General features: G+C 44.4%; 22 protein-coding genes, 1 other RNA gene and 6 pseudogenes. 19 read left to right on the forward strand and 10 right to left on the reverse strand.

What is annotated here, in order from left to right; translation table 11 throughout:
• Positions 1 to 65: 65 nt before the first annotated feature.
• Positions 66 to 584, forward strand: coding sequence for a thiol peroxidase (gene tpx, locus L0M14_RS17530; RefSeq protein WP_235117947.1), 519 nt, complete (start codon positions 66 to 68; stop codon positions 582 to 584).
• A gap of 79 nt (positions 585 to 663) precedes the next feature.
• On the opposite strand, the gene L0M14_RS17535 is transcribed toward tpx, so the two are convergent.
• Both L0M14_RS17535 and L0M14_RS17540 read right to left on the reverse strand, forming a co-directional pair.
• Positions 664 to 1,053 (reverse strand): DUF1499 domain-containing protein, encoded by a 390-nt coding sequence (locus L0M14_RS17535; protein ID WP_235117948.1) that lies wholly within the window; start codon positions 1,051 to 1,053, stop codon positions 664 to 666.
• A gap of 157 nt (positions 1,054 to 1,210) precedes the next feature.
• A pseudogene (locus tag L0M14_RS17540) lies at positions 1,211 to 2,556 on the reverse strand (Nramp family divalent metal transporter).
• A gap of 494 nt (positions 2,557 to 3,050) precedes the next feature.
• On the opposite strand from L0M14_RS17540, the gene xylB reads away from it, so the two are divergent.
• The 4 genes from xylB (at position 3,051) to L0M14_RS32030 (ending at position 6,690) form a co-directional block, all read left to right on the forward strand.
• Positions 3,051 to 4,580, forward strand: coding sequence for a xylulokinase (xylB, locus tag L0M14_RS17545; RefSeq protein WP_235117949.1), 1,530 nt, complete (start codon positions 3,051 to 3,053; stop codon positions 4,578 to 4,580).
• A 442-nt stretch (positions 4,581 to 5,022) separates the two neighbouring features.
• Positions 5,023 to 5,295: a CPBP family intramembrane glutamic endopeptidase gene (locus L0M14_RS32025; RefSeq protein WP_350340518.1), complete on the forward strand. Its 273-nt coding sequence runs from the start codon at positions 5,023 to 5,025 to the stop codon at positions 5,293 to 5,295.
• Between the two features lie 153 nt (positions 5,296 to 5,448).
• The gene (locus L0M14_RS17550) at positions 5,449 to 6,141 is read left to right on the forward strand and encodes a hypothetical protein (protein WP_235117950.1); all 693 of its coding nucleotides are present in this window, start codon (positions 5,449 to 5,451) and stop codon (positions 6,139 to 6,141) included.
• Positions 6,142 to 6,219: 78 nt separating this feature from the next.
• Positions 6,220 to 6,690, forward strand: a complete 471-nt coding sequence (locus L0M14_RS32030; protein WP_350340478.1) for an accessory gene regulator B family protein — start codon at positions 6,220 to 6,222, stop codon at positions 6,688 to 6,690.
• Positions 6,691 to 6,901: 211 nt separating this feature from the next.
• Here L0M14_RS32030 and ssrS read toward each other — a convergent pair.
• The 3 genes and pseudogenes from ssrS to L0M14_RS17565 form a co-directional block, all read right to left on the reverse strand.
• Positions 6,902 to 7,083: non-coding RNA, 6S RNA (ssrS, locus tag L0M14_RS17555), on the reverse strand.
• A gap of 50 nt (positions 7,084 to 7,133) precedes the next feature.
• Complete coding sequence (locus L0M14_RS17560; RefSeq protein ID WP_235117951.1) at positions 7,134 to 7,973, reverse strand: YesL family protein; 840 nt, start codon at positions 7,971 to 7,973, stop codon at positions 7,134 to 7,136.
• 130 nt (positions 7,974 to 8,103) lie between these two features.
• A pseudogene (locus tag L0M14_RS17565) lies at positions 8,104 to 9,702 on the reverse strand (DEAD/DEAH box helicase).
• Between the two features lie 284 nt (positions 9,703 to 9,986).
• Between L0M14_RS17565 and L0M14_RS17570 the strand changes: the two are divergent.
• The 8 genes and pseudogenes from L0M14_RS17570 to L0M14_RS17605 all read left to right on the forward strand — a co-directional run bounded on the left by L0M14_RS17570 (position 9,987) and on the right by L0M14_RS17605 (position 15,434).
• Positions 9,987 to 10,523 (forward strand): DUF4178 domain-containing protein, encoded by a 537-nt coding sequence (locus L0M14_RS17570; protein WP_235117952.1) that lies wholly within the window; start codon positions 9,987 to 9,989, stop codon positions 10,521 to 10,523.
• 48 nt (positions 10,524 to 10,571) lie between these two features.
• Positions 10,572 to 11,282, forward strand: a complete 711-nt coding sequence (locus L0M14_RS17575) for a DUF4247 domain-containing protein (protein WP_235117953.1) — start codon at positions 10,572 to 10,574, stop codon at positions 11,280 to 11,282.
• Between the two features lie 147 nt (positions 11,283 to 11,429).
• Positions 11,430 to 12,252 (forward strand): annotated as a pseudogene (locus L0M14_RS17580) (YitT family protein).
• Between the two features lie 144 nt (positions 12,253 to 12,396).
• Positions 12,397 to 12,591, forward strand: coding sequence for a hypothetical protein (locus L0M14_RS17585; RefSeq protein WP_235117954.1), 195 nt, complete (start codon positions 12,397 to 12,399; stop codon positions 12,589 to 12,591).
• 116 nt (positions 12,592 to 12,707) lie between these two features.
• Positions 12,708 to 12,935: a Sec-independent protein translocase subunit TatA/TatB gene (locus tag L0M14_RS17590; protein WP_235117955.1), complete on the forward strand. Its 228-nt coding sequence runs from the start codon at positions 12,708 to 12,710 to the stop codon at positions 12,933 to 12,935.
• Positions 12,936 to 13,137: 202 nt separating this feature from the next.
• Entirely contained in the window at positions 13,138 to 14,313 is a 1,176-nt protein-coding gene (locus L0M14_RS17595; RefSeq protein WP_235117956.1) for a putative glycoside hydrolase, read from the forward strand.
• 169 nt (positions 14,314 to 14,482) lie between these two features.
• A complete protein-coding gene (locus L0M14_RS17600) occupies positions 14,483 to 14,782 on the forward strand; it encodes a Rossmann-fold NAD(P)-binding domain-containing protein (RefSeq protein ID WP_235117957.1) in 300 nt (99 codons plus the stop codon).
• Between the two features lie 20 nt (positions 14,783 to 14,802).
• Positions 14,803 to 15,434, forward strand: a pseudogene (locus L0M14_RS17605) (D-2-hydroxyacid dehydrogenase).
• Here the strand turns inward: L0M14_RS17605 and L0M14_RS17610 are convergent.
• The 5 genes and pseudogenes from L0M14_RS17610 to L0M14_RS17630 all read right to left on the reverse strand — a co-directional run bounded on the left by L0M14_RS17610 (position 15,431) and on the right by L0M14_RS17630 (position 19,277).
• Entirely contained in the window at positions 15,431 to 15,871 is a 441-nt protein-coding gene (locus L0M14_RS17610; RefSeq protein WP_405030789.1) for an aminoacyl--tRNA ligase-related protein, read from the reverse strand. The pseudogene L0M14_RS17605 and the gene L0M14_RS17610 sit on opposite strands and share 4 nt — an antisense overlap.
• Positions 15,872 to 16,182: 311 nt before the next feature.
• Positions 16,183 to 17,151: a 6-phosphofructokinase gene (gene pfkA, locus L0M14_RS17615; protein WP_235117958.1), complete on the reverse strand. Its 969-nt coding sequence runs from the start codon at positions 17,149 to 17,151 to the stop codon at positions 16,183 to 16,185.
• Positions 17,152 to 17,185: 34 nt separating this feature from the next.
• Positions 17,186 to 18,213, reverse strand: a pseudogene (locus L0M14_RS17620) (tetraprenyl-beta-curcumene synthase family protein).
• Positions 18,214 to 18,250: 37 nt separating this feature from the next.
• Positions 18,251 to 18,883 carry a hypothetical protein gene (locus L0M14_RS17625; RefSeq protein WP_235117959.1) on the reverse strand — a complete coding sequence of 211 codons (633 nt, stop codon included), beginning with the start codon at positions 18,881 to 18,883 and terminating at the stop codon, positions 18,251 to 18,253.
• 79 nt (positions 18,884 to 18,962) lie between these two features.
• Positions 18,963 to 19,277, reverse strand: a complete 315-nt coding sequence (locus L0M14_RS17630) for a hypothetical protein (RefSeq protein WP_235117960.1) — start codon at positions 19,275 to 19,277, stop codon at positions 18,963 to 18,965.
• A gap of 209 nt (positions 19,278 to 19,486) precedes the next feature.
• Here L0M14_RS17630 and L0M14_RS17635 point away from each other — a divergent pair, with 209 nt between their 5' ends.
• The 6 genes and pseudogenes from L0M14_RS17635 (at position 19,487) to L0M14_RS17660 (ending at position 25,929) form a co-directional block, all read left to right on the forward strand.
• Entirely contained in the window at positions 19,487 to 20,788 is a 1,302-nt protein-coding gene (locus L0M14_RS17635) for a multi antimicrobial extrusion protein MatE (RefSeq protein ID WP_235117961.1), read from the forward strand.
• Between the two features lie 22 nt (positions 20,789 to 20,810).
• Positions 20,811 to 22,016 carry an MFS transporter gene (locus L0M14_RS17640; RefSeq protein ID WP_235117962.1) on the forward strand — a complete coding sequence of 402 codons (1,206 nt, stop codon included), beginning with the start codon at positions 20,811 to 20,813 and terminating at the stop codon, positions 22,014 to 22,016.
• Positions 22,017 to 22,060: 44 nt separating this feature from the next.
• A complete protein-coding gene (locus L0M14_RS17645; RefSeq protein WP_235117963.1) occupies positions 22,061 to 22,750 on the forward strand; it encodes an ABC transporter ATP-binding protein in 690 nt (229 codons plus the stop codon).
• A complete protein-coding gene (locus tag L0M14_RS17650) occupies positions 22,747 to 24,096 on the forward strand; it encodes an ABC transporter permease (protein ID WP_235117964.1) in 1,350 nt (449 codons plus the stop codon). The genes L0M14_RS17645 and L0M14_RS17650 overlap by 4 nt, the downstream gene beginning before the upstream one ends.
• 13 nt (positions 24,097 to 24,109) lie before the next feature.
• Positions 24,110 to 25,213 carry an efflux RND transporter periplasmic adaptor subunit gene (locus tag L0M14_RS17655; protein WP_235117965.1) on the forward strand — a complete coding sequence of 368 codons (1,104 nt, stop codon included), beginning with the start codon at positions 24,110 to 24,112 and terminating at the stop codon, positions 25,211 to 25,213.
• A 64-nt stretch (positions 25,214 to 25,277) separates the two neighbouring features.
• A pseudogene (locus L0M14_RS17660) lies at positions 25,278 to 25,929 on the forward strand (nitroreductase family protein).
• The last annotated feature ends 117 nt before the right edge of the window (positions 25,930 to 26,046 follow it).

The raw sequence follows: 26,046 nt of genomic DNA on the forward strand, positions 1-26,046 counted from the left end.
AGTTCAAAAAGCTTATAATAATAAAGTTGGTATTTTGGATGGTAAATAAAGGAGGAAACGTACATATGGCACAAGAACGCACAGGTGTTGCAACACTAAAAGGTAATCCGATCACTCTCGTAGGTCCTGAAATTAAAGTAGGTGACAAAGCACCTAACTTCTCACTCAACAAAGACCTGATGAATCAAGCTACTCTAGCTGACTATGCCGGTAAAGTTAAGCTGATCAGCGTTGTTCCTTCTCTAGATACAGGCGTGTGTGATGCACAAACTCGTCGTTTCAACGAAGAAGCAGCTAAGCTTGGCGATAATGTTGTTGTTATTACCGTGAGCGTAGACCTTCCGTTCGCCCAATCCCGCTGGTGTGGCGCTGCTGGAATCGACAAAGTCATTACTTTGTCCGACTACAAAACGAGAGCGTTTGGCGAAGCTTACGGCGTACTTATTAAAGAAATTCAGCTTGATATGCGTTCAATCTTCGTGATTGATGCTAACGATACGGTTCAATATGTAGAATACCTGGGTGAAATGACGAGTCATCCGAACTATGAAACAGCTATTGAAGCTGTAAAGAAACTCGTGTAAGGCAGCTGAAACCCACAACCTATTTATTCTTATAGCGAAATAAAAACAGCAAGGAGGCCAAGCTTCCCTGCTGTTTTTGTTATGAGTCAATTTTATATGAAGCTAGCTTTCGATCTAATTGCTTATAAATATCCAAGATTGTCCGATAATTGGACCCCAAGTCTCCCATAGAACCGCGGGAAGCTGAATAAATATCTATAGCCGTCTTAACAGGAGTAATACCAAACAGGGTTAAAGTCACATCCTGTGTACGTCCCAGCATTGTTCTTCGTTCAACTACGATTTCACCAACATTTTTAACCTCATGCAGAAGCTTGTACCCCGGTGTCTTCTTAATGACCGCCGTTACTTCCTCCCATACTTGGTCCTTAGGCAGCTTATAATATCTTGTTTTGAGCAGTGGATCCTTGGCTCTCTCCCCGGTCGATTCGTGACTACGAACCAAACCTATTAACATTCTCTTTAGCAAAAGCCGTTCCCCCTTCAATGAAGTGTATAGACCGCTTGCCTTTTCTACACTTCCCCTATCTTACCACTGATTAAGCCCAAGAAAAAGAGGTAAAATAAAAGTAAGAAGAGCAAGGATGTGTCGCACCCCTGCTCTATTTGCCTTATTTTGCATATGATCATCCAAAAAATGTGCTATACAGCAGGTAAGCATTCAAAACTGCAATAACAATAGCAACAAACCAACTTAACACCTGCATCCATACTGGAGCGACAAGCTCACCCATTTTCTTACGGTCAGCTGTAAATTTTACAAGCGGTATTACGGCGAAGGATAGCTGCAAGGAAAGGATGACCTGGCTAAGTACCAGCAGATCTGAAGCACCCTTTTCTCCTGAGATTGCGATGACAATAACTGCAGGCACAATCGCAATCATTCGGGTAATTAAACGGCGAAGCCATGGAGTTAACCGAATATTGAGGAACCCCTCCATTACGATCTGACCTGCCAAAGTACCGGTTAAAGTCGAGTTTTGCCCCGATGCTAGTAAAGCAACTCCGAATAAAATACTTGCTGCTCCAGTTCCAAGTACAGGTCCAAGCAGCTTATAGGCATCTTGGATTTCTGCTACTTCTTGGCCCGCCGAATGGAATGCAGCGGCAGACAGGATCAGAATTGCTGCATTAACAAACAGCGCCAACATTAATGCAACCGTCGAATCAATCGTAGCAAAACGAATTGCCGAGCGTTTCCCTTCAATGGTAGGCTCAATTTTACGAGTTTGAACAATTGATGAGTGTAGATAGAGATTATGCGGCATCACAGTCGCACCTAGAATACCTAAAGCAATATAAAGCATTGCGGGATTCGTCACGACCTCTGTCGTTGGAATAAAACCTGCTGCGACAGCTTTTAATTCAGGTTGTGAGAATATGAGCTCGAAAACAAAACAAACGGTGATTAAAACCATTAAACTAATAACTAAAGCTTCTATATAACGAAATCCTTTTTTCTGAAGCATCAGAACAATTAAGACATCTACAGCTGTAAGTATGACACCATAAATCAACGGATCCCAAACAGGAGATTTAATGCAATAGCAGCACCGATGACTTCCGCCAAATCACATGCGGCAATCGCTAATTCGCAAAGTATCCATAGCACAAAAGAGACCGGCTTACTATAATGATCTCTACACGCCTGGGCCAAATCTCGGCCAGTAACAATACCTAAACGTCCTGATAATGCTTGCAGTAAAATGGCCATCAAATTCGAGATTAAAATAACGGATAAGAGCGTATAACCAAACTGTGAGCCGCCCGCCAAATCGGTTGCCCAGTTACCAGGGTCCATATAACCCACCGCAACCAAATATCCTGGTCCCACAAAGGCAAGAAGCTTACGAAAAAATCCGGCCTTCTTGGGTACAGACAAGCTTTGGTGCACTTCCGGCAAACTCGGCATAGGAGACTTGCTTCTCCAGCCTTTTAATTCTTCATCCGTCTTCTTGTAAGCCACTTCCATAAATCGATCCCTTCTTTCGTGTGACCAATAATGTTGTCCGGGGGAAACTTTATATTGCAATTATACTACACAACTTCATATTATGCTACTGGCAAACAGTTATGTGCATACGGAAATATTTTTCCCTAAGGAAACATTTGAAGACATGTATGATGAAAGTTCCCTATCCTTTCAGAAAGTTTAGGACCAAGCCCATTTACTTCGTTGGTTCAGCTTATGAAAATGAATCGCAAGATGTACCAGTAAAAATGAGATGAAGCTTCTCTTGTTGCTGCTGCAATTAAGCTTTAATTTATAGGTCACATCTACGAGCCCGGAAAATCTGAAGTTTACAATGCAATAATCGTAAATTTTGCAGAAAATTATTTCTTGCTGAAGAAGGATTTCAAGCCAGCAGTGCGAATATGTTAAGAATATATCTTTGTATATTTATTAAACAAACAAAGATGATGCAAACACTATTTTATTCATAATTTCCAGGGGTGATTCGATTCATGACGTATTTTTTAGGCTTAGATTTAGGAACATCTGCTGTCAAATGTATCCTTGTTGATGATACGGGCCATGTAACTGCAAGTCACAGTGTTGAATATCCTCTGTATCAACCACATCCGGGATGGGCAGAACAGCATCCTGAAGATTGGTGGATGGCTACTGTCGAGGGGATCCGCGCGCTGATCCAGAAGGCTGGTATTCAAGGTAATGAAATAGCAGGAATTGGTTTTTCCGGCCAAATGCATGGTTCTGTCTTCTTGGATGAAGCGCAGCAAGTCATTCGCCCCGCTCTCCTTTGGTGTGATCAACGTACTGGGGAGCAGTGCGAATATATCGAAAATACAGTAGGCCGCGAAGAGCTTGGCCGTCTCACAGGCAATAAGGCGCTCACTGGTTTTACAGCGCCTAAGATCATTTGGCTCCGCGATCAAGAGCCGGAGCATTATGAGCGTGTTCGCCACGTGCTGCTGCCGAAGGATTATGTCAGGCTGCGCCTGACAGGAGAATTCGGCATGGACATGGCGGACGCAAGCGGCACGCTGCTCTTGGACGTAGCCGGCCGCAAATGGTCGGAGACGGTCGTTGATCGACTCGGCATCCCCATGGCATGGCTGCCGCCGCTCTTTGAGTCCGGCGACGTAGCGGGCAAGTTGCTGCCTGAAGCAGCAGCCTTGACCGGGCTAGCCGCCGGTACGCCAATCGTCGCCGGGGGCGGCGATCAAGCCTGCGGCGCCGTCGGCGTCGGCGTTGTCCGCCATGGCATCGCGTCCGTGGCGCTCGGCACTTCCGGTGTCGTCTTTGTCCACGACGACACTTATCAAGCGGATGAAGCGTGCCGACTTCATTCCTTCTGTCACGGCGTGCCAGGCAAATGGCATCGCATGGGTGTTATGCTAGCGGCTGGCGGCTCTTTCCAATGGTGGCGCAATCACTTTGCCCACGAAGAGCTTGAGCAGGCTAAGCGAGAAGGAAAAGACGTCTATGAGATTCTGACAGCCGAAGCAGAAGCTGCACCACTGGGCAGCGAAGGACTGATCTTCCTACCCTACTTATCCGGCGAACGTACACCGCATCCGGACCCTAAAGCACGCGGCGGCTTCATTGGCTTGAACCTACGTCATGGCAAAGCTCATCTAACTCGCGCTATTCTTGAAGGTATTACATTTGGACTGTATGACTCTATGCAGCTAATCAAGGAGTCAGGCATCGAAGTTACGGAGCTGCGAGTCAATGGTGGTGGAGCCAGAAGTCCTTTCTGGCGTCAAATGATTGCAGACATCTTCGGTATTCCTGTTGTTACCGTCAACTCAACAGATGGACCTGCCTACGGCGCGGCAATCATGGCCGCTTCCGGAGTACTCCAGGAAGATATCACTACCCTATGTGAGAAATGGATCCAAGTTGTTGATCGCATGGAACCGATAGCCGAAAACCATAACCGCTACAATAGCTACTACCAAATCTACCGCAAACTGTATGGAACATTAAAAGAAACTTTCCATGAATTGAGCGATTTGGTACAAAAATAGAAAAAGAAAAAGCCCTTTCTATTTAAAAAGGGGCTTTTTCTTCATATTACTTGAATGTATAAGATTTTTATACTATAAGTAGAAGTATAACTATTATAGGAGATTTTTATGTCAACAGAAATCATCCAAACCAAAAAGAAATTATTTGCTAATCTTATTGATTTATATGTGTGCGACCATACCTACCTATTTTACATTAAATAAATTTATGGTTGTTGATCTGCCGCTTATAACATTAGCATCTACACTGTACTTAATCAGAGCTGAATACATAAGAATAAGCATAAAAGAAGCCTTCTCCAGAATATCAATCGGCGGTTGGGTTCAGAAGGCGATTTTTATTCCATTATTATTAGAAATCGCTTTCAATTTATTGGTTCCTAGCTCTAAAATTAATGTGCCACATCAACTTATGCTGGAGTATCCAATTCAGTCCGTTCATATGATTTTAAACGCTCCTATCGTAGAAGAAATAATTTTCCGTAAGATAATCTTTGGATCCTTAGTTTCGAAAAGCAATTTTTTTATCAGCGCTTTTATTAGTTCTATACTATTTGCTGCTTTGCATAACGATTGGCAAGGATTCCTACTATACTTCGTTATCGGAGTTGTTTTCTGCTATATTTACTATAAATCTAGTTCCATAATTCCAACCCTAATAGGGCATTTAATTTTAAACTTTATTTTTATAATTAATGTTTCCAATCATATATAACTGGTCGAAGTCGATTTATGTCGACCTTTGTAGTATATTAAATAGTATATGCTTTTGGTATAAATAGGCTTATACTCTCTTTAAGAGGATTGGCTATACAAAAGAACGAATAAAAAAGCAGAAAACATAATAATGAAACGATGGTGAATCAACATGAACTTCTTAATTAATATTTTCTTTTCATTTATTGAGTTTCTAGCGGGCCTTTCCTTTGCGGATGTACTCTTCAGATTGCCAGTAGAGAAGAACAAGAGATTAAAACACGTGATTATATCTTTATTTCTCGCCTTAGAATCAGCATATTTTACAACTTATTGGCATAACGCACTAATAAACTTTATGTTCACTTTATTTTTGTGGATAATTTCGTTAGTAGTATTTTTTCAAATTTCGATCTGGTTTAGTATGTTAATTGGCATTGTTTCAGGCTTGTTGGGTGTTGGACTTGAATTGATTGGGTTTATGATAGGAAATTTAATTGAATCAATAAATTTAAATAAAATCGATGACTTAACGAGGAACATAGTTCTATTTTCTGTTGCACTTGTTCTTTACTTAGTCTCTGTTTTGTTAAGCAGGAAAAAATTTGGATTTTTAATTCCTAATATTTACGCAAATCCTCCATTAAACAAACTTTTTTTCATTGTTTCTTCGTGTATGATAACATCCCTATTAGTTACAGTCTTTGTTAATTATTTATACATTGGAAATATTGGAATTATTCATTTAATTGGTACAGTATTATTATTAATATGTACATTTCTAGTTGTAACTTTCTCTTATAAATTAAATAAGAAACTTCTAAAAGATAAATATAATAGAAACGGGAATTCGACATGGATTTAATTGATAGATATATAGCAAGCATTGCTGATTATTCTGTTAATAATAATCCGAAATCTCCATCTCGAGAGGTTATCGTTTTTGTTTTTAAAGTTTTGGCAAAATATTTCCGTTAGCTTCGCTACAACACTTATTATATCGATTTTTACAAATCACATAAAAGAAGCATTACTCGTTATACTTTGTACAATTCTTCTTAAAATGTTTATTGGCAGTTTACATTTTGAATCATCAAGTTTATGTATGATATATTCATCACTAGTTATGATAGGACTCACTCATATTAATATTGACAACTCTTATTTCAACTACTTTATTGGTTTCCTAGCAGCATTATCTATAATATTATATGCTCCAAAAAATGTTAGAGTTTTTTTCAAATTCAAGAAAGAAAATTTCAAATATCTAAAATGGCTAGGTGTACTACTTATTCTCTTAAGTCTAGTCTTGGGAAATTCCACTATCATTCTTAGTTTTGCTTTTTATTCTATATCAATAAGTCCTTTATTCGAAAAATTATTCATACTCTTAGAAAGGAGGAAACAACCATGAAAAAAAATTACGTTAACTGCAATATCTATGATTGTCGCAGCAGTAGCTATGATCATTCCATTGGCTGGTCCATTAAGTTGGTCTGCTAACTCCCCAGAAATCCCACAAGAACTAAAAGACAAATGGAATGTATAATTCCATGTCCAGCAAAAACGGACTATCTCTACATAGAGATAGTCCGTTTTTGCTTACTTTCGTTTTTACACAAAAAAAGAAACCCGCATATGCCGTCCGGTTTTGGTGTTTCAAACCCGCTCTCGCAGGTGGGTGTCCGCAAAAGCATATTAGAAGTCCCTTTTCGAGGGCATGTCAGCTATGCTTTGATTTAGGTCTCCCTAGAAACAGTCATTGGTTCAAAACAACTTAAAACCGAGACGAACATCGCAGGATTCTTTTGTAGTTCTTATTATAGTGCTCTACAACATGTTTTTCAACTGGTAGGTTTACACTTTATTGTTCTCATCATTGGATGAAGTATGCGTGTCCGACTCATGAGATTCTGACAAGCTAGGCTCCGATTCTGTGATGTCTTTATCGTTGTCATCTTCGTTCTGCTCTTGATTCATTTGAGCCTTCTCTTCAAGCTCCTGCTGTTTCATTTGAAGCTTCGTGAAGCTACGGTTAAACTGCCAGAAGGAGAACGTTGCGACAACGCTTCCCATGAAGAATACAACAAGGAAAAAATTCATCTTGGTTAAGCAGATGTAGACGATTACACCATTACAAAGTATGGTGACGATCGAATTGATCGGACTGCCAATAGTGATCAGAATGGAGTTTTTGACTATCTGAAGCACCTTCATATGCAAATGAACCATGATGGAGAAGAAGTTAAACATGGCGATAGCAATAACTACTGAAAATGCGATAAACAGCACAGAAAGCATTTTCAGAGATCCGCCTTGCTTGGTGTAAAAGAAATAGTTCACGACAATGATCGCGATAACAATAATGAATATGATTCCGCCAACCATACTCTGAACATAATTTTCTTTATAGCCGCGGAAAAATGTTTTCAGAAGCGGCACATCTTCTTCCCCAGTCACCCATTTTCTTGCTACGGTGAACATCGCGGCCGTTGCAGGAAATAATGTAAACGGTGACAATATCGCTACAATAGGAAGTATGGATAGAAATGCATCCGTAGTTTGACTTACCAAACCCATAAATCCGAAAAAGAAAACTGGAATCGAGCACACAATCCACAAAAGATTAATGACGGTTAACCGCATAATCCATTCGGTAATTCTGTATAGCCCTCCCATGACTCCTCTAAACTCCAAAACTGGGCCCTCCTCAGCAGATGTAATGTTTCCATTATAACTTATTTTCATCTATATAGGTAGACGTTTGAAAGGATTGGAAACAGCGCAAAAAAGGCGAGGATCTTGTAATCCCCGCCCCTCTCATATATTAGTTGTTCACCAAAGTCTCTTCGTTCTTGCGCGGAGCTCTGGAACGGTCACGGTTTCCGCTGTTATAATCTCGGTTGCGATTTGAAGAACTGCGTCCTTCTCCATCACGGTTGTAGCCGCCTTCTTTGGAACCGTAATCGCGTCCGTCTCTGCGAGGATATCTGGAGTTAGAGCCATAGCCTCCCCCGCCTTGACGATCGTTTCTACGGTCTCCTGAGCCGTAACCGCCTCCGCCTACACGGCGGCCTGAGCTGCGAACATCGAATTTTTTCTTTCTAGCGCGAATTGGCTCTTCCGGAGTAAGTTCGATTTCAACTTCTTTCTTCTCGCCGGTCAGTAGCTTCATTGCAGCCGCAAGCAAGTTAACGGAATCATACTGCTCAAGCATTTGAATAGCCAAGCCTTTGAACTCGTTGTGGCTTTCATTTTGCATAATTTCCAAAATGCGTTCAGCTGTGACTTTTTGTTTACCTTCAATCGCATCCGCCAAGCTAGGTAGCGGCTTTTTGGAAATGCGGTGACGAGTCACTTTTTCGATAAAATGCAGGTGATCAATTTCTCTTGGGGTAACAAATGTCCAAGCTGTTCCTTCTTTACCAGCGCGTCCAGTACGACCGATACGGTGTACGTAGCTTTCAGGGTCTTGAGGAAGGTCAAAGTTCACTACGTGAGTAACACCGGACACGTCCAATCCGCGTGCAGCCACGTCTGTAGCAACAAGAACATCAATGCTGCCGTCACGGAACTTTCTCATGACATTGTCACGTTGATTTTGGGACAAGTCGCCGTGCAAGCCTTCTGCCGCGTAACCTCTTTTTTGCAACGCTTCAGCAAGCTCATCGACTCTTCGCTTTGTTCTTCCGAAAATAATCGCAAGCTCAGGAGATTCCATATCCAGCAAACGGCTAAGGGCCTCAAACTTCTGTTTCTCATGAAGCTCAATATACGCCTGATCGATTAGCGGAGCGCTAATGCTTAGGAATAACGGAAACATGCTCAGGGTTGTTAAGGAATTGTTGCGCCAATTTTTGAATGTTAGCAGGCATAGTTGCGGAGAACAGCATCGTATGACGCTCGTCAGGAACTAGACTCAGGATGGATTGAATATCATCCATGAAGCCCATATCCAGCATTTCATCCGCTTCATCAAGAATAACAGTTTTTACATCATCCAGTTTAATCGTTTTGCGGTTGATATGATCAAGCAAACGTCCTGGAGTTCCGATAATGATCTGCGGTTTCTTTTTAAGTGCACGAATTTGCTTAACGATATCCTGTCCGCCGTAAATTGGCAGTGAGCGAATTCCTTTGAAGCGTCCAAGCTTCTCGATCTCTTCCGCTACCTGAATCGCAAGCTCTCTTGTAGGACACATGATAAGTGCACTAATCCGGTCTTCTGTGATGTTGATTTTATTAACAAGCGGTATACCGAATGCTGCGGTTTTTCCGTACCGGTCTGTGCTTGACCGATTAAATCGCGGCCTTCCATAGCGAGCGGAATTGTTTTTTCTTGAATCGGTGTAGATTCTTCAAAACCCATCTCCGTAATTGCGCGTAAAATTTTTGGTTCTAAACCAAACTCTTGAAATGTTTTCAATACATTCAATCTCCTTTTGTACAGGGCAGGCTAATGCCTTGTTTCTTTTTTACCCTTAAGTACGACTTCCTATCCGTGTCTATAGTTTTCTTAGCGGAATCCACTTCTCGATTTACATCATCCATGATCCAACCGGCCGCCCTTAAGAATATCTCGAGTATTATACCACAATCTCATTACATATTTCCAGAGGCACTTCTTTGATTAGAACGAAACCAGCCGTACACCCTACACGTATAAGACAAATAGAGAAAACAATCGAAATATAAAGAGGAGCGTTTCATATGTCAATATTTAAACGTGTGAGCAATATAATCCGCAGTCAAAAGCAAGCACCAGCCTCTGCTGAACCGACCAATCCCTTAGAAGATTCGCGTGTCGGGGATATCGTTAATGTAGACCTTGAAGAGTATGTGATTTCTGGAAAGGTTGTTTATTTTGACCGGGGATTTGCCCCCCACCGTTACGCATACTACTTGCAAAGCGGAACGAATATTCAATGTTTAATTGTAGAAAAAGGAAGAACGTTCGACTGCTTTATATGCAGTTTTGTGGAAGGCGCCTTAGACGATCCTAATGATGTTCCTTCCCGTTTAGAGCTTGATGGCGATACGGTTTTCGAATTAGAACATTACCGCAGTGATATGACACGCACAGAAGGTAATACAGATTTCCGCAGCGGTGACGATGTGATGTTTTGGCGATATTTCGGACCGGATAAAAGGTTTTTCTTCCTGCAGTGGCAGGATGGTAAATTTGTAGCTATGGAAGGCGAGCGGACACCGGGTAATCAAATAAAATTTTTAAAATCGACGCTATAAACGAGCTGTGGTATCATTAACCATGCACCGGAAGGAGGGATGCTATTCATGAAAAAATGGTCTTTTTGGATTGCCATTGTACTTACCATTTCCCTTTTGACTGCATGCGGAGACGCCGGAAGCTATGTGAAGAACGAATACCCTCTGGTCAGTGTGGACGGCAAGGGAAGCAATTTGCAAAAGGTCTACGCAGTAGAAGGCAAGACAGTTCCAGCTGTTGCAGCAGAACTGGCAGCACAGGAGACACCGCAAGAGAAAAGCAAGGAATCCGATGACGAGATGTTCTTGCTCTATAACGATAAGATTATCAATATTCAAAAGGATCCTCAGGCAAGTAATAATACACTTGTAGAAATCAATACGATTCAATATGCAAGAGAGCATTACGATTCCTCATTCTTGCAAGGATATTTAACCGCGAGCCTCCTGCAATCCGTTTTTGGCGGAGGTTGGTTTAATAGCCATAGAGACTATGATTATCGGGGTTACACTCGAACTCCAACCTACAGTGCAGGTGGTGGATCGACTGCCAAGCCTCCTGTCACGGATACGACAAGCGATAAAAAACCGACTACTTCTGACCGCACGGGGACGTTCAAAACCGGCACCGGTAACTCCAGTATGAATACAGGAACCGCTGGCAGCGGCAGCAGCTCAACGACAAGAAAAAACGATGGATCTACGCCGAACAAAGTAACCAAACCTTCGGTTAGCAAACCCAGCACTACGAAACGAACAGGATCCTTTAAAAGAAGATAGCCTCATTAAGAAAACAAGCAAATTCTTCAAGAAAGAATAAGCTTGTTTTCTTTTTTTCATTTATTGACCATAGTTAAAATAAAGTTTACACTTCATTTGTGCGAATGATACAGGCATGAACCCCATAGGATGTAGAGGTGGAGATTTTTGAAAAAAACGCTTGATATTCTTATCATTTTTGTCGGCGCGATTCTCATATCCGTCGGTTTTAACATGTTCCTCATTCCGCACCAGCTGCTCAGCGGAGGCGTCTCCGGTATCGCCATGCTGATCGGCTATTTTACCAAGTGGAATATCGCTCTGCTCTACCTGCTGCTCAATATGCCAATTATGATCTGGGGACTCCCTCTCTATTGGCAAACGATTCATTGTTTACAGCGTCATATCCGTCGTACTTACTTCTTGGCTTATGCAGGTGCTGCCCACGAGCTATGTCGCGCAAGCTCCTATCCTCGGTGCTGTATTCGGCGGCGTTCTAATTGGTATTGGCAGCGGTATTACGCTTAGGATCGGCGGCTCCACCGGCGGATTTGATATTGTGGGTTCCGTTCTAACCCGTAAATTTGATTTTCCACTTGGTACAATCCTCTCTGCACTGAACGGCGGCGTAATTCTATTATTAGGTTACTACAAGCAGGATTGGGATCTTCCCCTCTACTCGATGCTTACGATCTACATCAGCGGTAAGGTCGTGGATGCCATCCACATCCGGCATGTGAAAGTGACAGCTTTTATCGTTACGATGCAAAAAGATGAATTACTAAAACGGCTGCTGCAATTGCCGCGCGGCGTAACGGTTATGAAAACAGAAGGTGCTTATACGAACAAGCAGCATGACATGTTGATGACTGTAACCACACGGTATGAGCTTGCAGAGTTAAAACGGATAATCAAAGCAATAGATCCGAAAGCATTCGTAAATGTAGTTGAAACGGTTGGTGTTATGGGCGAATTCCGCAAGCCTAAGTGAGAGATTTTGAAACAACCGTGAAAACAGCCTCTTTCAGAAGCGTCTTTTGTTGTGCTATAATAAGAATTGTAATTTCATATAGTTCTGGTTTGATCACAGTGGTTCAGGCGTAGGTCTTTTTCTAATCTTATGATTGGAAGGGTGATGCTTGTGGAGACAGTCAAGTTATCCAGGATTGTGATGAAATTAACGCCGGAGTTGATTTCCTTTTTGACCAGCAGTGAGCTGGAATCCGAAATCGTACTGCGATATGGATTGGAAGCACTCGAAGCGGAAGACGTGATGGAAATTATTCAATTCAGCATCTCTGAGCACCACAAAGACGCCTTTTACCATTAAGAGGCGTTTTTTTCTGCAGACGGATTTGTTTGAGTTTTGTAATAAATAGGCTGTGTAGTTTATAATAAGATCGTGGTATGATGGTAGGAGAAGAAACGAAACTTGGAGGTGTTATCATGGGTGCGTTATCACCATGGCACATCATATTGATTGCGATTGTCGCGCTTCTCTTGTTTGGGCCCAACAAGCTGCCTGAGCTAGGACGCGGTTTTGGTAAAATGTTTAGAGAATTCAAGGACGCTACGAACGGAAACAACGGCAACTCCTCAGACGAGCAGCTGCCACGTAAAGAAGTAAACCAAGCAGAAATCACCAATTCCGAAACAGGACAAGTTCAAAAGTAAAGAAAAGACACCCGGTTCTAAGTTGGCTTGCATAAGCCCTAAGAGTCCAGGGTGTTTTTTTGTTCACGAAAAGCTTATCACGTCTTCCTTCCTGACAGTCATCTACGTGTTTCAACAATCCTCTACAATTTTCCTCTGTGCGGGAATTCTTGCTTGCCTTATAATACTAATAGAATGATAGATGGGAGAGGAATTATTCATCATGGATATTTTACTTGCTTCTTTAGTGATGATTTGGGGAAATGTTACGGCTACAAACCCCGACGCCAATTTTGAGCAGCTAGTTCAGGCATCCCTGGATGCCAAGAATGCTGTTGTGCAAACGGCTGCTGCAGATGGGACGAATACGCTGGTTCCTGTAAACAAGGTCGACCCGCAGAAGGACGCTCCTAAAGTGAAGGGAATTTACTCCACAGCGCATAGCGCAGGTGGAAGCCGTTTGAACACACTTGTAAAACTGATGGATGATACGGAGCTTAATTCCATGGTCATCGACGTGAAGGACGACTGGGGCTATATCACATGGGAGACCGGCAATCCGGACCTTGACGCCATGGGCACTACCCAGAAGATTATCGGCGACATGCCTGCGCTTATGAACACACTCAAGGAGCATGACATTTATCCGATCGGACGTATCGTGGTATTTAAGGATACGGTGCTAGCCAAGAAGCACCCAGAGCTATCGTACATAAACCCTGACGGTACGCTGTGGGGCAATAGCAAAACTCCACCTGACAGCTTTGTGAATCCATACATGAAGGAAGTATGGGACTACAACATTGCCGTGGCTAAGGAAGCTGTCAAAGCAGGCTTTAAAGAAATCCAGTTTGATTATGTCCGCTTTCCGGAAGGCTTTGAAAAAAGAGCCGATATTCTGAAATACACCAGAGACGAACGTAGCCGCATTGATGCCGTAGCTTCTTTTGTCAAATATGCTAGGGAGCAACTAGAGCCACTAGGTGTGCGTGTTTCCGTTGATATTTTCGGATATGCGGCATCAGTACCCGCAGCAGAAGGAATCGGGCAAGATTTTGAGAAAATTTCCGAGAATGTAAATGTGATTTGTCCCATGATTTACCCAAGCCATTACGGCAACGGCTGGTTTGGAACTAAAGTACCGGACGCTGCTCCTTATGCGACCATCAACGGAGCTTCAGTCGATACGAATAAGAAACTGGAAAGCCTCGAAACTCAGGGGTTAAAGCCTATCGTTAGACCTTGGATCCAAGACTTTACAGCGTCCTGGGTACCCGGCCATATTAAATACGGCAAGCATGAAGTCGAAGAACAAATCAAGGCTCTCAAAGACAACGGCATTGATGAATTCTTACTATGGAACGCCAATAACAACTATACACCTGACGTAAATTATTAATACCCGGCATATGACAGCCGTCCGCACATCAGATTAGTGATGCCGGACGGCTGTTTGACATGTTCTTTTTACCTCCGCTTATTTACTTATGAACCCATTTTTAATATCATGAACCTGAAAGTTCGCGAGCCGGAAACGACCACCATTACATCCGAGGGAGTGATTCAAAATGAAAATCATCGCCATCACAGGTATGGATCTCACGTATTTACAAGATCACCTGCCTAAGGATTTACAAGAAAAGGTTAGCTTCCAGTGGTTTAGGGAAACCGATGAAGCTATAGATTTCGTTGAAGACGCTGATGCTATTGTGACTACAGGGAGAATGCATCCCAAGATAACGGCTAAAGCAGCAAAGCTGAAATGGGTCCAAACCTTGTCGGCTGGTGTAGACAAGCTTCCACTGAAAGAATTTGCCGAGCGAAATATTATACTCACAAACGCCAGAGGGTACATACCGTACAAATGAGTGAATTCACTCTTAGCCTGATGCTCCAATGGGTTCGTAAGAGTAACCTTCTTAACCACAACCAGCAGCACCAAAAATGGGATGCAAGCGTTCAATTTGACGAGCTATACGGCCAAACACTGGGCATAATCGGCGCGGGAGCGATCGGGAAGCCGTAGCCCGGAAAGCGAAAGCGTTTGATATGCAGGTGATCGGTCTGAACCGAAGCGGCACCCCGAATGCACATTTTGACGAAATGCTCTGCGGCGATGCCGGATTGAATGAGCTTCTCACAAAGAGCGATTTTGTATTACTGCTGCTGCCAAGCACATCCAAAACGAAGCAACTTATTACCAAGGAACATCTTTCACTGATGAAAAAGACCAGCTTCTTGATCAATATGGCACGCGGTGAAGTCATCGACGAAGCAGCGCTAATTGATGCTCTTCAGACAGGGAAAATCGCCGGAGCTGCTCTGGACGTGTTCGAACAAGAACCGCTTCCAGCTGATTCTCCGTTATGGAAGCTCGATAATGTGATTGTAACACCGCATATCGCCGGTGCTTCCGCACAATATACGAAGCGAGCCTCGACCATCTTTTACCATAACATCCGAGCTTTTCTGAGCGGCGAGCCTTACATGAATGTAGTCAATATTAGCGAAGGCTATTAACGCAATTCCGTTATTCCTCTCATATAGGGTCGAAGTGCCTCAGGCACATAGATCGAGCCGTCCTCCCTCTGGTGATTCTCTAGAAGTGGAATCAAGATGCGTGGCGAAGCAACAGCTGTATTATTCAGCGTATAAGGATAATGCAGCTGTCCCTCTTCATCCTTATAGCGGATTTTGCTACGTCTTGCTTGAAAATCAAGCAGGTTGGATGCAGAATGTGTCTCTCCGTAGCTCCCTCGGCTCGGCATCCACGTTTCAATATCGAATTGCTTATAATTTTTCCAGCCATATCTCCGCTGCAAACCTCTACAACTAACTCGATAAGGAAGCTCCAGCAGCTGTAAGATTTCCTCGGCATAGCTTATCATCGTTTGCAGTATTGAGCTCGCAGTCTCCCTGACCGCTTTACAAATGACCACCTGCTTCATGTCCGACATCCTAACCACCGCTCCTTTTTCTTTTCTAAAAAAGACAAAGAACGCTCCTCTCCGATTGGGACGAGGAGCGTTCTGCTCGCGGTGCCACCCAACTTGATGACACACTTGCATGTGCCATCCGCTTGGATTCCGCGATAACGGGCGGTGCCGGCTAACTTAGTGATAGGCGTCTTACCCATACCTACCGGGTCGAAAGCGTCTCCGAGTTGGATGCTCTTCATTGACATAATTTCGCTTTGTTGATTGTGTGGCTATTATAGCGAAACCTTACACTTATTACAAGCCAATTTTTGTGAGTAGCCGTTTACTTGTTATTGAGACAAGCGTTGAGCCAACTCGTAAAGCTCTGTGTTGAATGGACGCTTGGTGTTGACTACAAGATCAATGTCCGTTGCTACAAGCTCGCCTTTGATAACCCCACAGGCTTTGGAGGAGTCACCTTCCATCAGCTTACGTACTGCAAAATCGCCCAGGCGGCTTGCCAGAATCCGGTCATTGTGCGTAGGCGCACCGCCCCGCTGAATATGGCCAAGTACCGTTACACGAGGCTCAATGCCATTGCGCTCTGTAATTTGCTTGGCGATTCCTTCACCCGTACCAGCGCCTTCAGCTACCAGGATGATACTGTGACGCTTGCCATGGGAGAAGTTGTCCTTCATGCGGTTGGCAACTTCATCAATGTCATAAGACACTTCCGGAACGATAATTGTTTCGGCCCCGCTGGCTAGACCTGCATATAGAGCGATTTCTCCACAATGACGGCCCATAACTTCAACTACCGAGGAACGCTCGTGTGAAGTCATCGTATCGCGAAGCTTATTGATGGCATCTACCACAATGCTGACAGCTGTATCGAAACCGATTGTGAAATCCGTGAATGGGATATCGTTGTCAATCGTGCCGGGAAGACCCATCGTTTTAATGCCTAGCTTGCTTAATTTATTCGCACCTTGGTAAGAACCGTCGCCACCAATGACAACAAGGCCATCAATCCCGCGTTTGCGCAGGTTTTCTGCTCCGATTTGTTGCCCTTCCAGTGTCATGAATTCTTTGCAGCGGGCAGTTTGAAGAATCGTCCCTCCGCGTTGGATGATATCTCCAACACTGCGAAGATCCATCTTACGGATGTCATCGTTAATGAGCCCGTGGTAGCCGCGCTGAACTGCGTATACCTCCAGTCCGTGATAGAGCGCACTGCGAACAACGGCGCGCACGGCTGCGTTCATCCCTTGAGAATCGCCTCCGCTAGTTAATACTGCAATTGATTTTACTGCTGACATTTCATTTCCTCCTTCAATTTCTCCATGAATCCATTCATGATGTCGTTCTGATGTACATGCTATTTATCCAGAAAAATAACCGGGTAAAGGGGACTATTTTTCATTAGACGTCGTGAAATTTGTTGAACCTGTTTTTGACTCTTGACTTTTGGGTCTGAAAGGTAGAGCGCGAGCAAACCTTCAATTATCATACGATGAAATCGCGGATGTTCCAAGCATAAAATTTTAGTTCTCGCTTCCTCAGCTATGTAGGCGATCCTTTCCGCTGTCGTATCCATATTATCATAGTAGCTGCAAAAGTTCAGATCGCCGCCCACAAGATCTTCCTCTTGGTCGATTAAATAATCCAGAAGGATATGTAGACCGCAAACATAGAGGAAAGTAGGCATCCCTAATATGCACGACTTGGTCTTCATGGAGCTGCGGCTCACATGCGGCTAGGAACAGCATGAACATGCCGAGTGTAGATCCTGTTGCAGCGGCAAATTCGTTCCAGCTAAGCTGAGAATAGTCACGATGATGTAGATTCCACCACTGCTGAAGCTCCTGCTCGCGCAATTCCTTGCGTATATGCTTGTACACTTGAAGATCGCAATAAAGCGATACCAGCGTCCGCACGCGGTCAGCTACCACCGAATAGGAGGGCAGTTCTCGAATGCAGGACTGGCATGCAGCCACAAGCTCATACAAATAGCGGCCATCTTCCTTTTCCTGCCGGTAGGCATAATAATCATGAAGCGGCGCAGCAGGATCCACCGCGTCAAGCATGGATTGATGCAGCTGTCTAAAATCCTGCGGGTCGAGTGAAGTACTGCGGTCGCATAAATTGTCCAGATAGTCGCTGATTGTCTGAAAAGCAACAATAAGCGGAATGAGGATATGCCTCATAGATAAATTTGCCGCCGCATACACGGCTCCGCCCTGGCAGTGAAATTGTTTATCTGTGATACTTGCCAGCGCTTGCGTACGAAGCTCCTGATCAGGAATTTGCTGCGCTGACGTTCGCCATTTGGAAAGCTCCCGGTCAACGTCCGGCAAGATATAACGGTACACTCTTAGCATAAGCCGAAACGGGTCTACAGGAACCTTCCTGCCACTCTTATTTCTGTCCGATTGCTTCAAGCAAACTTCCTCCACTAATTTGTTCATAGCCATATTGCAGCAAAAGCTGCATCTCATATCGCTGTATGTGCTTCAGCCATTCCTCGACCTTCGGATGCTGAACATGCGTTAATTGAAGCTCTACGGCATCAATAAATACATGCGGGTTCCAAACCGGAGACGTAATCAAAACCTCCAGCTTACAGCGAAGACCTTCATGCTCTAATTCAGTTAAATCTTTGATCGATAAATAGTTTCTAACACAATTCGTTAGATGCGTAAAAATAGGATGATAGCCGACATCATGGAACCAATACTTGCTGTTACTGTAATCCCCCTCCATACGATGCATAATGGCATGCCAATAGCTGCCCGTAGCATTCGTAATTTCCTGGGCAATATCATGGGATTTATCCAAGCTTTCATTTAAGAGAAAAAGCCCTGCCTTTGTAGCCAGCGCATAAGACTCCTTATCCTTCATACCCATACTAATATCATCCAATATTAATCCTTCAATTCGCGCATCCAAATCTCTATTCCACTCTTCGGACGGATATAGGGACGGTAAGTGCTCCAGCAGCGGCCTTGCAATCGTATCCAGCCAACCTTGATTCACTTTTTTGCTTTGCATGTAAGTCACCCTTTCTTAAAAACCCGCTTCAAGTTTTTATGACGAAAAACTGACTACCTGGCAGCGTCTTGTTGGTACATTACATATGAGCCTTTGCTTCGAAATCCTGGTTCACACGAAACCAGAGATGGAGATCGTTAATCGTGCTTGCCGTATCGGCAATTTCAGAATTCAACCGACACGATGTAGGGAAATCATCCTCTTGATCCAATTGATTCTGCTTCCCTATAATAACCGCTTCCAGCTTATGGATTCGGTCAGGTATATATCCACGTATCTGCTCCCACCGAAGTAAGATCTGAGAGCGTTCTTCGGAGGTGTACGATTCCCACTCATTCTCGAGATCGGGGATTTCAATACCGAGCCGCTCATCGTAACGAAAATAACTAGCCATCTTCGGTCAAGCCTCCTTGCTAGAAACTAATCCTGCATTTATACATACAACCTTACCTTTAAATGTATCACTTCAAGCTTCAGGGTTCCAGTCAAAATTGTGTGTCAACGCGATTTCATTTTCTGTTATACTAGAATAACGTTTATAAAGGGAGCACACGGTTAGGGAGAGATCCAAATGTCAACCTTACAGCAAAGCAACTCCGTAACATGGAAACAGCTCAGCTTCTTTTTTTGCCATTAGGTTTATCTGCAACATTAGTTACCCTATCCCACGTTATTATTAACAGCACACTGGCCCGGGCGGATAACCCTGAAGTCGTGATCGCCAGCTACGCCCTGCCCCTGAGCCTGCTCGGTCTAACCGAGAAGCCGGTTGTTCTTCTGCGGCAGACCTGCTCGGCTTTAGTACGTGACCGGATATCGTTCCGCGCCATGGGCGCAGTGAGCGCTTATGTGTTCGCCAGCATCATCTTAATCGGATTGATACTTTGCTATACATCCATCGGGAAATGGGTGTTTATTTATTTATTCGGTGTCGAGCGTGAGCTGCTGTTTCCCATTATTGACGTTTATAGGATTCTCATGTTTGTAAGCATTTTTTCTGGGTTGAGATGTCTGTTTCATGGCATTATCATCTTCAATATGCGAACGAAATGGCTAACGATCGGTATGGGAATTCGGCTTCTCGCCATGTACTTGCTGTCACTATATTTCATTATGACCGATAATGTGACAAGCGGTAAGGTCGGAGCCGTTATTTTTTTAGTCGGCATGATCATCGAGGCTATAGTCAGCATATGGGAAGGCACCGCGCTCCTAAAAAAGGTCATACCAGAAAAGGCTGAAGGCCATGCTATTGAAACAAAAAGGCAAATTTTCACCTTCTATAGACCGCTGCTGTACTCTTCATGCATAGCCGTCATCATCGGTCCTGCAATTAATGCGATGCTTGGTAAGACCGTCAATATTCACCTGGCTATTTCTTCCTTCGCAATCGCGGGCAGCTTATGTCAGCTGGTTATGAGTTTTTTTTCCTATATCCATCAAATCGTTTTGAATTTTTATAAAAAGGACCCGCAAACCGTATTCCGCTTCTCGCTCATGCTAAGCTTTATTCCTGCTTCATTAATTGCGATACTTGGCTATACGCCGCTAGGACCGCTTTTTATGCAGCATGTCATGGGCGTAAACGACGAGCTACTTCATGCAAGTCTTGGCACACTTCGAATTTTCATGCTAATGACCCTTGCATTTCCGTGGCTGGATTATGGCAATGGCATCCTCATGCTTCGAGGACAGACGAAGGTTATGGTCGCCTCTCAGTCTGCCAATGCAGCCATGACCATATGTACGCTCATCTTGTCCATTTGGTTAACACCCGGATGGAACGGAATGATTGGCGCATTCGCCCAGTCCTCCGGTACCGTTGCAGAGCTTCTTGTCGTCATGTATATCCTCCGAAAAACGGCGGCGTCATCCCAAGGACTTGGGTTTGAAAAAAATTTTTAATGAAATCGAGTGATAATCTCTAATGAATACGTCTATATCTATGAAATCCCAGGATATGCTGCTCAAATTGTTCACGTTTTCATTCTTCATGACGATGGGAATCGTGGTGACCTTTTTCCCGTTATATTTTGATTATAAAGGCTACAGTAAGCTGCAAATCGGCCTGCTCTATTCAATCGGCCCTTTAATCGGGATCGCTACGAATTTGCTTTGGGGATTTATGAGTGATAAATACCAGACCGTGAAGAAGATCATGATCATTTTGATTGTAGGCCAGCTCATTGCTGCTGTATTCGTCTTTACGTCCAACTGGTTTACACTCTTGTACATCTGTTTAGCTATCTTCTTCTTCTTCCAGCAGCCCGTAAATTCGCTCAATGACAGTCAGCTTATGCTCCATGTCCAGACAAGCCGAACTAGCTACGCATCTTTTCGGGTTTGGGGTTCCATCGGCTTTGCATTCGCTGCTGGTTTTTTCGGTTGGCTGCTCAAGCTGTTCGGTTCAGGATTAACCCCGTTCCTGTGCTTTATAACAATTAGCTGCTCCCTCATTCTCGTTTTTTTACTCAAGGATGGTCGGCGAAGCGGCAAGAAGATGGAATTCGGAGGAATGGTGAACATCATCCGTTCCCGCAAATTCGTTTGGTTTCTGGTTCTGACCGTCGTTATGTCCGTTTCGCATCGGTTTAATGACGGCTTCTTGGCCCTGCATATGCGGCAGCTAGGCGCTCCCGATTCGATCATCGGATATTCCTGGATGGCATCTGCGCTTAGTGAAATTCCTGTATTCTTCTTCTTGAGTAAGTACGGGCACAAATTCAAAGAATTACCCCTTCTCGCTTTCGCGGGATTGGCTTATACCGTGCGATTTTTCATAATGGGCATGGTAGAGCAGCCTATATGGATTATCGCCATTCAATTGCTACACAGCATCACTTTTGGGATCTTTCTTTTTACTGCTATCCGATACATGCAGCAAATCGTCCCTGATGAATACCGGGCATCCGGTCAAGCTATTTTTGCAGCAACTTGGTCAAGTGTAGCCGGTTTGATCAGCGGAACATTGGGAGGCTGGATCTTTGATGTGTGGGGCGGTAGTATGCTCTACTTTACAGGTGCAAGTCTATCTTTTTTATCTGCGATTGGTTTCCTGGCAACACATCTTTTCCAGAGCGATGACTCTCTCCCCGGAGGCAAGCTGAAATCACAACCAAGTATAAGAAAGTGAACAAGCAGCATGCAAGTTAGTTTCGTAACTAGGAGGTTGATCACTTGTTAGCCGTTGAACGGTTATCTCACAGCTTCCGCAACGGTGCGGAAGAAACTGCCGTTCTCCACGACCTTAACTTCCGGGTGGAGAAAGGTGAAATGGTCGCGCTGCTCGGCAGCTCAGGATCAGGCAAGTCCACGCTGCTTAATCTAATGGCGGGACTGATGAAGCCCACACAAGGCAGCATCTTGATTGCCGGCCATCCTATTGAAAAAATGAATGAAAATCGATTAGCGGAATTTCGCAGGACGCATATCGGCTTCATCTTTCAATCGTATGAACTGATTCCCCATTTAACCGTTAGAGAAAATGTGGAACTCCCGCTCGTTTTTCAAAGTGTAAACGCTAAAGACAGAAAAGACCGCGCCATGAAGCTACTCCATCAAGTGGGGATCGGCGAGAAATCGGAATTGTTTCCCTCTCAATTGTCCGGTGGTCAACAACAACGCGTCAGCATCGCACGTTCTTTAATTACGAATCCCGCAATTGTCTTCGCCGATGAGCCAACCGGGAATTTGGACACAAAGACAGAAACGGAAATCATCGATCTGCTCATTCATCTCAACCGTCATTCCGGAATCACCTTTGTCATTGTTACTCACGAGCATGAAGTCGCATCCCGCACGCAGCGCATCCTTCAACTGAGAGACGGATATATGCTTGAAAACAGTCAGGAAGGTGCCGCCGGATGAAAATGAAGGATTACATTCGCCTTGGCTGGGACCAGCTTCAGCGTCGAAAGGTCGTCACTATGCTCTGCGCCGTCGGGATCGCCATTGGTTCAGCGTCCATTATGGTCGCACTTGCCTTTGGGGAGTCCATCCAGCACTACAGTCAGCAGCAGATGAGCTACTATTTGAAAACTGACGAAATCACAATCATGGATTCATCGGGTGACCCCAGCGGACAAGCAAAAGTGACAGAGCCAAAGCTCGCTCTTATCCGAACATTTCCTCATGTCAAAGCTGTAGCAAGCTTTCAGGAGCTCCCTCCTTTCGAATTTACCGTCGACAACGGCAGACTAGGCAATCTGCAACTAATAGCAACGGAACTGGATACACTGGAAGCGTTCGATTCCACCTTTCAACAAGGAGGTCCATCTGGGCAAGAGAACAGCATTATTTTGAGCTACGGTGCTACACTCGGCATCATGGATGAAAAAACACTCAAGATACGCGACCAATTAACGAGACAGCGGCCAACGAAAGAAACGATGGATACGTTAGATAAAATGAATGCCATCCCTTATCCTTTGTATCAAAAGCAGCTTATTCTTAAACCGGTCACGATGCGTGGACCCGCAGATAACGCGGATGACACTGCTTCGCAAAAGGTCGAAATCCCCATACGAGTGGCGGGAGTATTGAAGAAGCCGGAAGGACTGCCTGACTATATGATCTCGGGAAATAAGCGTGCTTATGTTTCTCCCGACATGGGACGCCGAATGCTGGAAATGATGAACCAGGCCACCGGGAATACGGCTGTGTACTCCGAGGTCAAAGTAAAAGTAGACAGCAGCACAAACGTCAAGCAAGTCGAAGACCTGATTAAGAAGCTCCATCTGCAGACGCAATCGAACTTATATCAAGAAGATCGCATGAAGGGTGAATTTGTCATTGTCCGCTTACTATTAACTGGCGTAGGACTATTTGTGCTGTTCGTAGCCTCGATATCCATTGTTGTCGCGATGACCATGTCAACACATCAGAGAAGGCGGCAAATCGGCATTATGAAGGTGTTAGGTGCGAATTTAAAGCAAATCCGTAACATGTTCATTGTCGAGTCCTCCCTGCTAGGTATGCTTGGCGGTCTCGCAGGCATCGTCCTCACTTACTGGGTGATATGGGGCATTAATTTGATCATCATCAAATTCGATGGCAGCAATTCTTCGGGCAGAGAGGCGCAAATTTTATTTATCAGCCTTTGGATCCTGCCTGTCGGCATGTTCTTTGCCATATTAACCGGCGTCTTATCCGGTCTATATCCGGCTGTAAAAGCCTCCCGAACGGATGCGCTGACCGCCATTAAACGAGAATAGGAGATCCAAAGCAATGAAGAAAAAGAAAATCTGGGTACCGCTGATATCAGCCGTTGTTCTATGCGGGATCAGCAGTGCCTTATACATATTCAGCCACCCTAAGGGGATCCATGAGCAATCACCCGATCAAGCAGGTAATCCATCGCAGCTAGAATTCAAAGTTACGAAAGAGGATTTGGTTAGCAGTGTAGAGGTGAACGGCAAATCCTCCTACGAAAAAGAAACAAGAATTTATGCTCCTTTTACAGGAGAAATTAAATCCTGGCACGTATCGGAGGGCTCCCAAGTCAAAAAAGGTGAGCCTATGTTTGAATTGGATGCTCTACCACTGCTGAGTGAAATCTCGGATCTGCAAATGAGCATGAAGAAACAGCAGTTGGAAGCAGATCTAGCTGATTTTAAAGCCGGAGCGGATTCCTACGGCGACACTTCTTCGGGAGCAGGCTCCATTAGCGAATCCGAAGCAAGACAGCGCTACGCAGATTCTGAGGGGCGCAAGCTGCAAGAGCAGCTCAGCGCGATCAATCTGGATTCCGCGGAGCTCCAGCTAAAGAAGAAGCAAGAAAAGGTGAAGCAAGCGGCCTTCCTAGCTCCGGATGACGGCATCTTCCTATTTGACGATTCCACGAAAATTCCGCAATCCGTGGAAGAAAGCGTCCGCATTGGAAAGATTGTGGATCTTACCAAGCTTCAGCTCGTATGCACCGTCGGCGAATATGACGTGTTCCGAATCAAGCCTGACATGCCTGTTGAAGTGAAGGTGGATGCGCTCAAGCAAATGAAGCTGCAAGGTAAGGTCGAGAAGGTCTCCAAATTTGCCAAATCCGGAACGGATCAAGGGTCCGCCTCCGCTCAATTTGAAGTCACCATTTCTCTGGAGCCCAACGATCAGCTAATCGCAGGTCTCAGCTTATCCGGCACCATCGAAACTGAGAAAAAAACCGGAGCTATCGTCGTTCCCACACTGGCTATCCAGCAGGAAAAGGACAGCTACTATGTCATGGTAAAAACTGAACAAGGCATAGAAAGACGGGATATTGAGATGGGACTTGAGACTCCAGAGAAGACAGAGGTACTCAAAGGATTAAGCGAGGGAGATACGGTTGTGCTGCAGTAGCGACTGTCTTATAATAAGGAGGATGTCTTAGTACCAAGTAATAATCCCGAAGGCGGTTGCATGAATGACGAACTATACTGATTTTAAACAAATTGTGCTGGACCGGCGCAGCATACGCAATTTTACTGAGCAGGATGTCTCACTCGAGGATATCCATGAGATCATCGATTGCGCAAGATTCGCACCCAGCGATACCAATTCGCAAACGTGGAAATTCATTGTGATACGTAATAAAGCAAAAATCAAGCACATCGAACAGCTTACCTGGGATCAGCTTCATCAGAAGGCTGCAGCTGCCGAGCAGCAAGGCTTAAGCAGAGAAGCGCGTATGCTGGTGCGGTCATTCGGCCCCTATGCCACAGCCTTTTCCGATGCGCCTGTGCTCATCGTGTGTCTTGCCACGCCGTATGAATCCAAGTTCCGCGAGAAGATCTTCGACCCGATCGCTCTCGTCGGAGATGAAGTTTGGGCTGAAGAGGGAATTGAAGAGCTCCTGCCTGGCTGCTCAAAATTTAATGCTTGCCGCGCATGCCAGAGGGCTTGCTACGTGTCCCATGACCGGCCCAGTTCTATTGGCTCAGGATCAAATGAGAGCCTACCTGGATATTCCGGAACAGTTCCAAATCAATATGGTTATCTCACTTGGCCATCCGAAGGAGCAGCCTGGTACGATGCCGCGGAAACCAATTGAAGACGTTCTTGTTGTTGTCGATTAATCCACTAACGTTACAAAGGCGCGAGTTCTTACGCAACTTGCGCCTTCTATTTTGTTACATCATGCAAAAAAGACAGCCCCGATTTGAATCGGAACTGTCTTTTACTTTTTGTGCTAT

It is taken from the genome of Paenibacillus hexagrammi (genome assembly GCF_021513275.1).
GTDB lineage: Bacteria > Bacillota > Bacilli > Paenibacillales > NBRC-103111 > Paenibacillus_E > Paenibacillus_E hexagrammi.

Bases quoted from the DNA above. Each gene is read 5' to 3' on its own strand.
- L0M14_RS17590 (WP_235117955.1), top strand. From the start codon at position 12,708: ATGGGTGCGTTATCACCATGGCACATCATATTGATTGCGATTGTCGCG.
- L0M14_RS17650 (WP_235117964.1), top strand. From the start codon at position 22,747: ATGAAAATGAAGGATTACATTCGCCTTGGCTGGGACCAGCTTCAGCGT.
- L0M14_RS17655 (WP_235117965.1), top strand. From the start codon at position 24,110: ATGAAGAAAAAGAAAATCTGGGTACCGCTGATATCAGCCGTTGTTCTA.
- L0M14_RS17635 (WP_235117961.1), top strand. From the start codon at position 19,487: ATGGAAACAGCTCAGCTTCTTTTTTTGCCATTAGGTTTATCTGCAACA.
- L0M14_RS17640 (WP_235117962.1), top strand. From the start codon at position 20,811: ATGAATACGTCTATATCTATGAAATCCCAGGATATGCTGCTCAAATTG.
- L0M14_RS17600 (WP_235117957.1), top strand. From the start codon at position 14,483: ATGAAAATCATCGCCATCACAGGTATGGATCTCACGTATTTACAAGAT.
- xylB (WP_235117949.1), top strand. From the start codon at position 3,051: ATGACGTATTTTTTAGGCTTAGATTTAGGAACATCTGCTGTCAAATGT.
- L0M14_RS32025 (WP_350340518.1), top strand. From the start codon at position 5,023: ATGATTTTAAACGCTCCTATCGTAGAAGAAATAATTTTCCGTAAGATA.
- L0M14_RS17585 (WP_235117954.1), top strand. From the start codon at position 12,397: ATGCTTGTGGAGACAGTCAAGTTATCCAGGATTGTGATGAAATTAACG.
- L0M14_RS17575 (WP_235117953.1), top strand. From the start codon at position 10,572: ATGAAAAAATGGTCTTTTTGGATTGCCATTGTACTTACCATTTCCCTT.
- L0M14_RS17630 (WP_235117960.1), bottom strand. From the start codon at position 19,277: ATGGCTAGTTATTTTCGTTACGATGAGCGGCTCGGTATTGAAATCCCC.
- L0M14_RS17570 (WP_235117952.1), top strand. From the start codon at position 9,987: ATGTCAATATTTAAACGTGTGAGCAATATAATCCGCAGTCAAAAGCAA.
- L0M14_RS17595 (WP_235117956.1), top strand. From the start codon at position 13,138: ATGGATATTTTACTTGCTTCTTTAGTGATGATTTGGGGAAATGTTACG.
- L0M14_RS17625 (WP_235117959.1), bottom strand. From the start codon at position 18,883: ATGCAAAGCAAAAAAGTGAATCAAGGTTGGCTGGATACGATTGCAAGG.
- L0M14_RS17550 (WP_235117950.1), top strand. From the start codon at position 5,449: ATGAACTTCTTAATTAATATTTTCTTTTCATTTATTGAGTTTCTAGCG.
- L0M14_RS17610 (WP_405030789.1), bottom strand. From the start codon at position 15,871: ATGTCGGACATGAAGCAGGTGGTCATTTGTAAAGCGGTCAGGGAGACT.
- tpx (WP_235117947.1), top strand. From the start codon at position 66: ATGGCACAAGAACGCACAGGTGTTGCAACACTAAAAGGTAATCCGATC.
- pfkA (WP_235117958.1), bottom strand. From the start codon at position 17,151: ATGTCAGCAGTAAAATCAATTGCAGTATTAACTAGCGGAGGCGATTCT.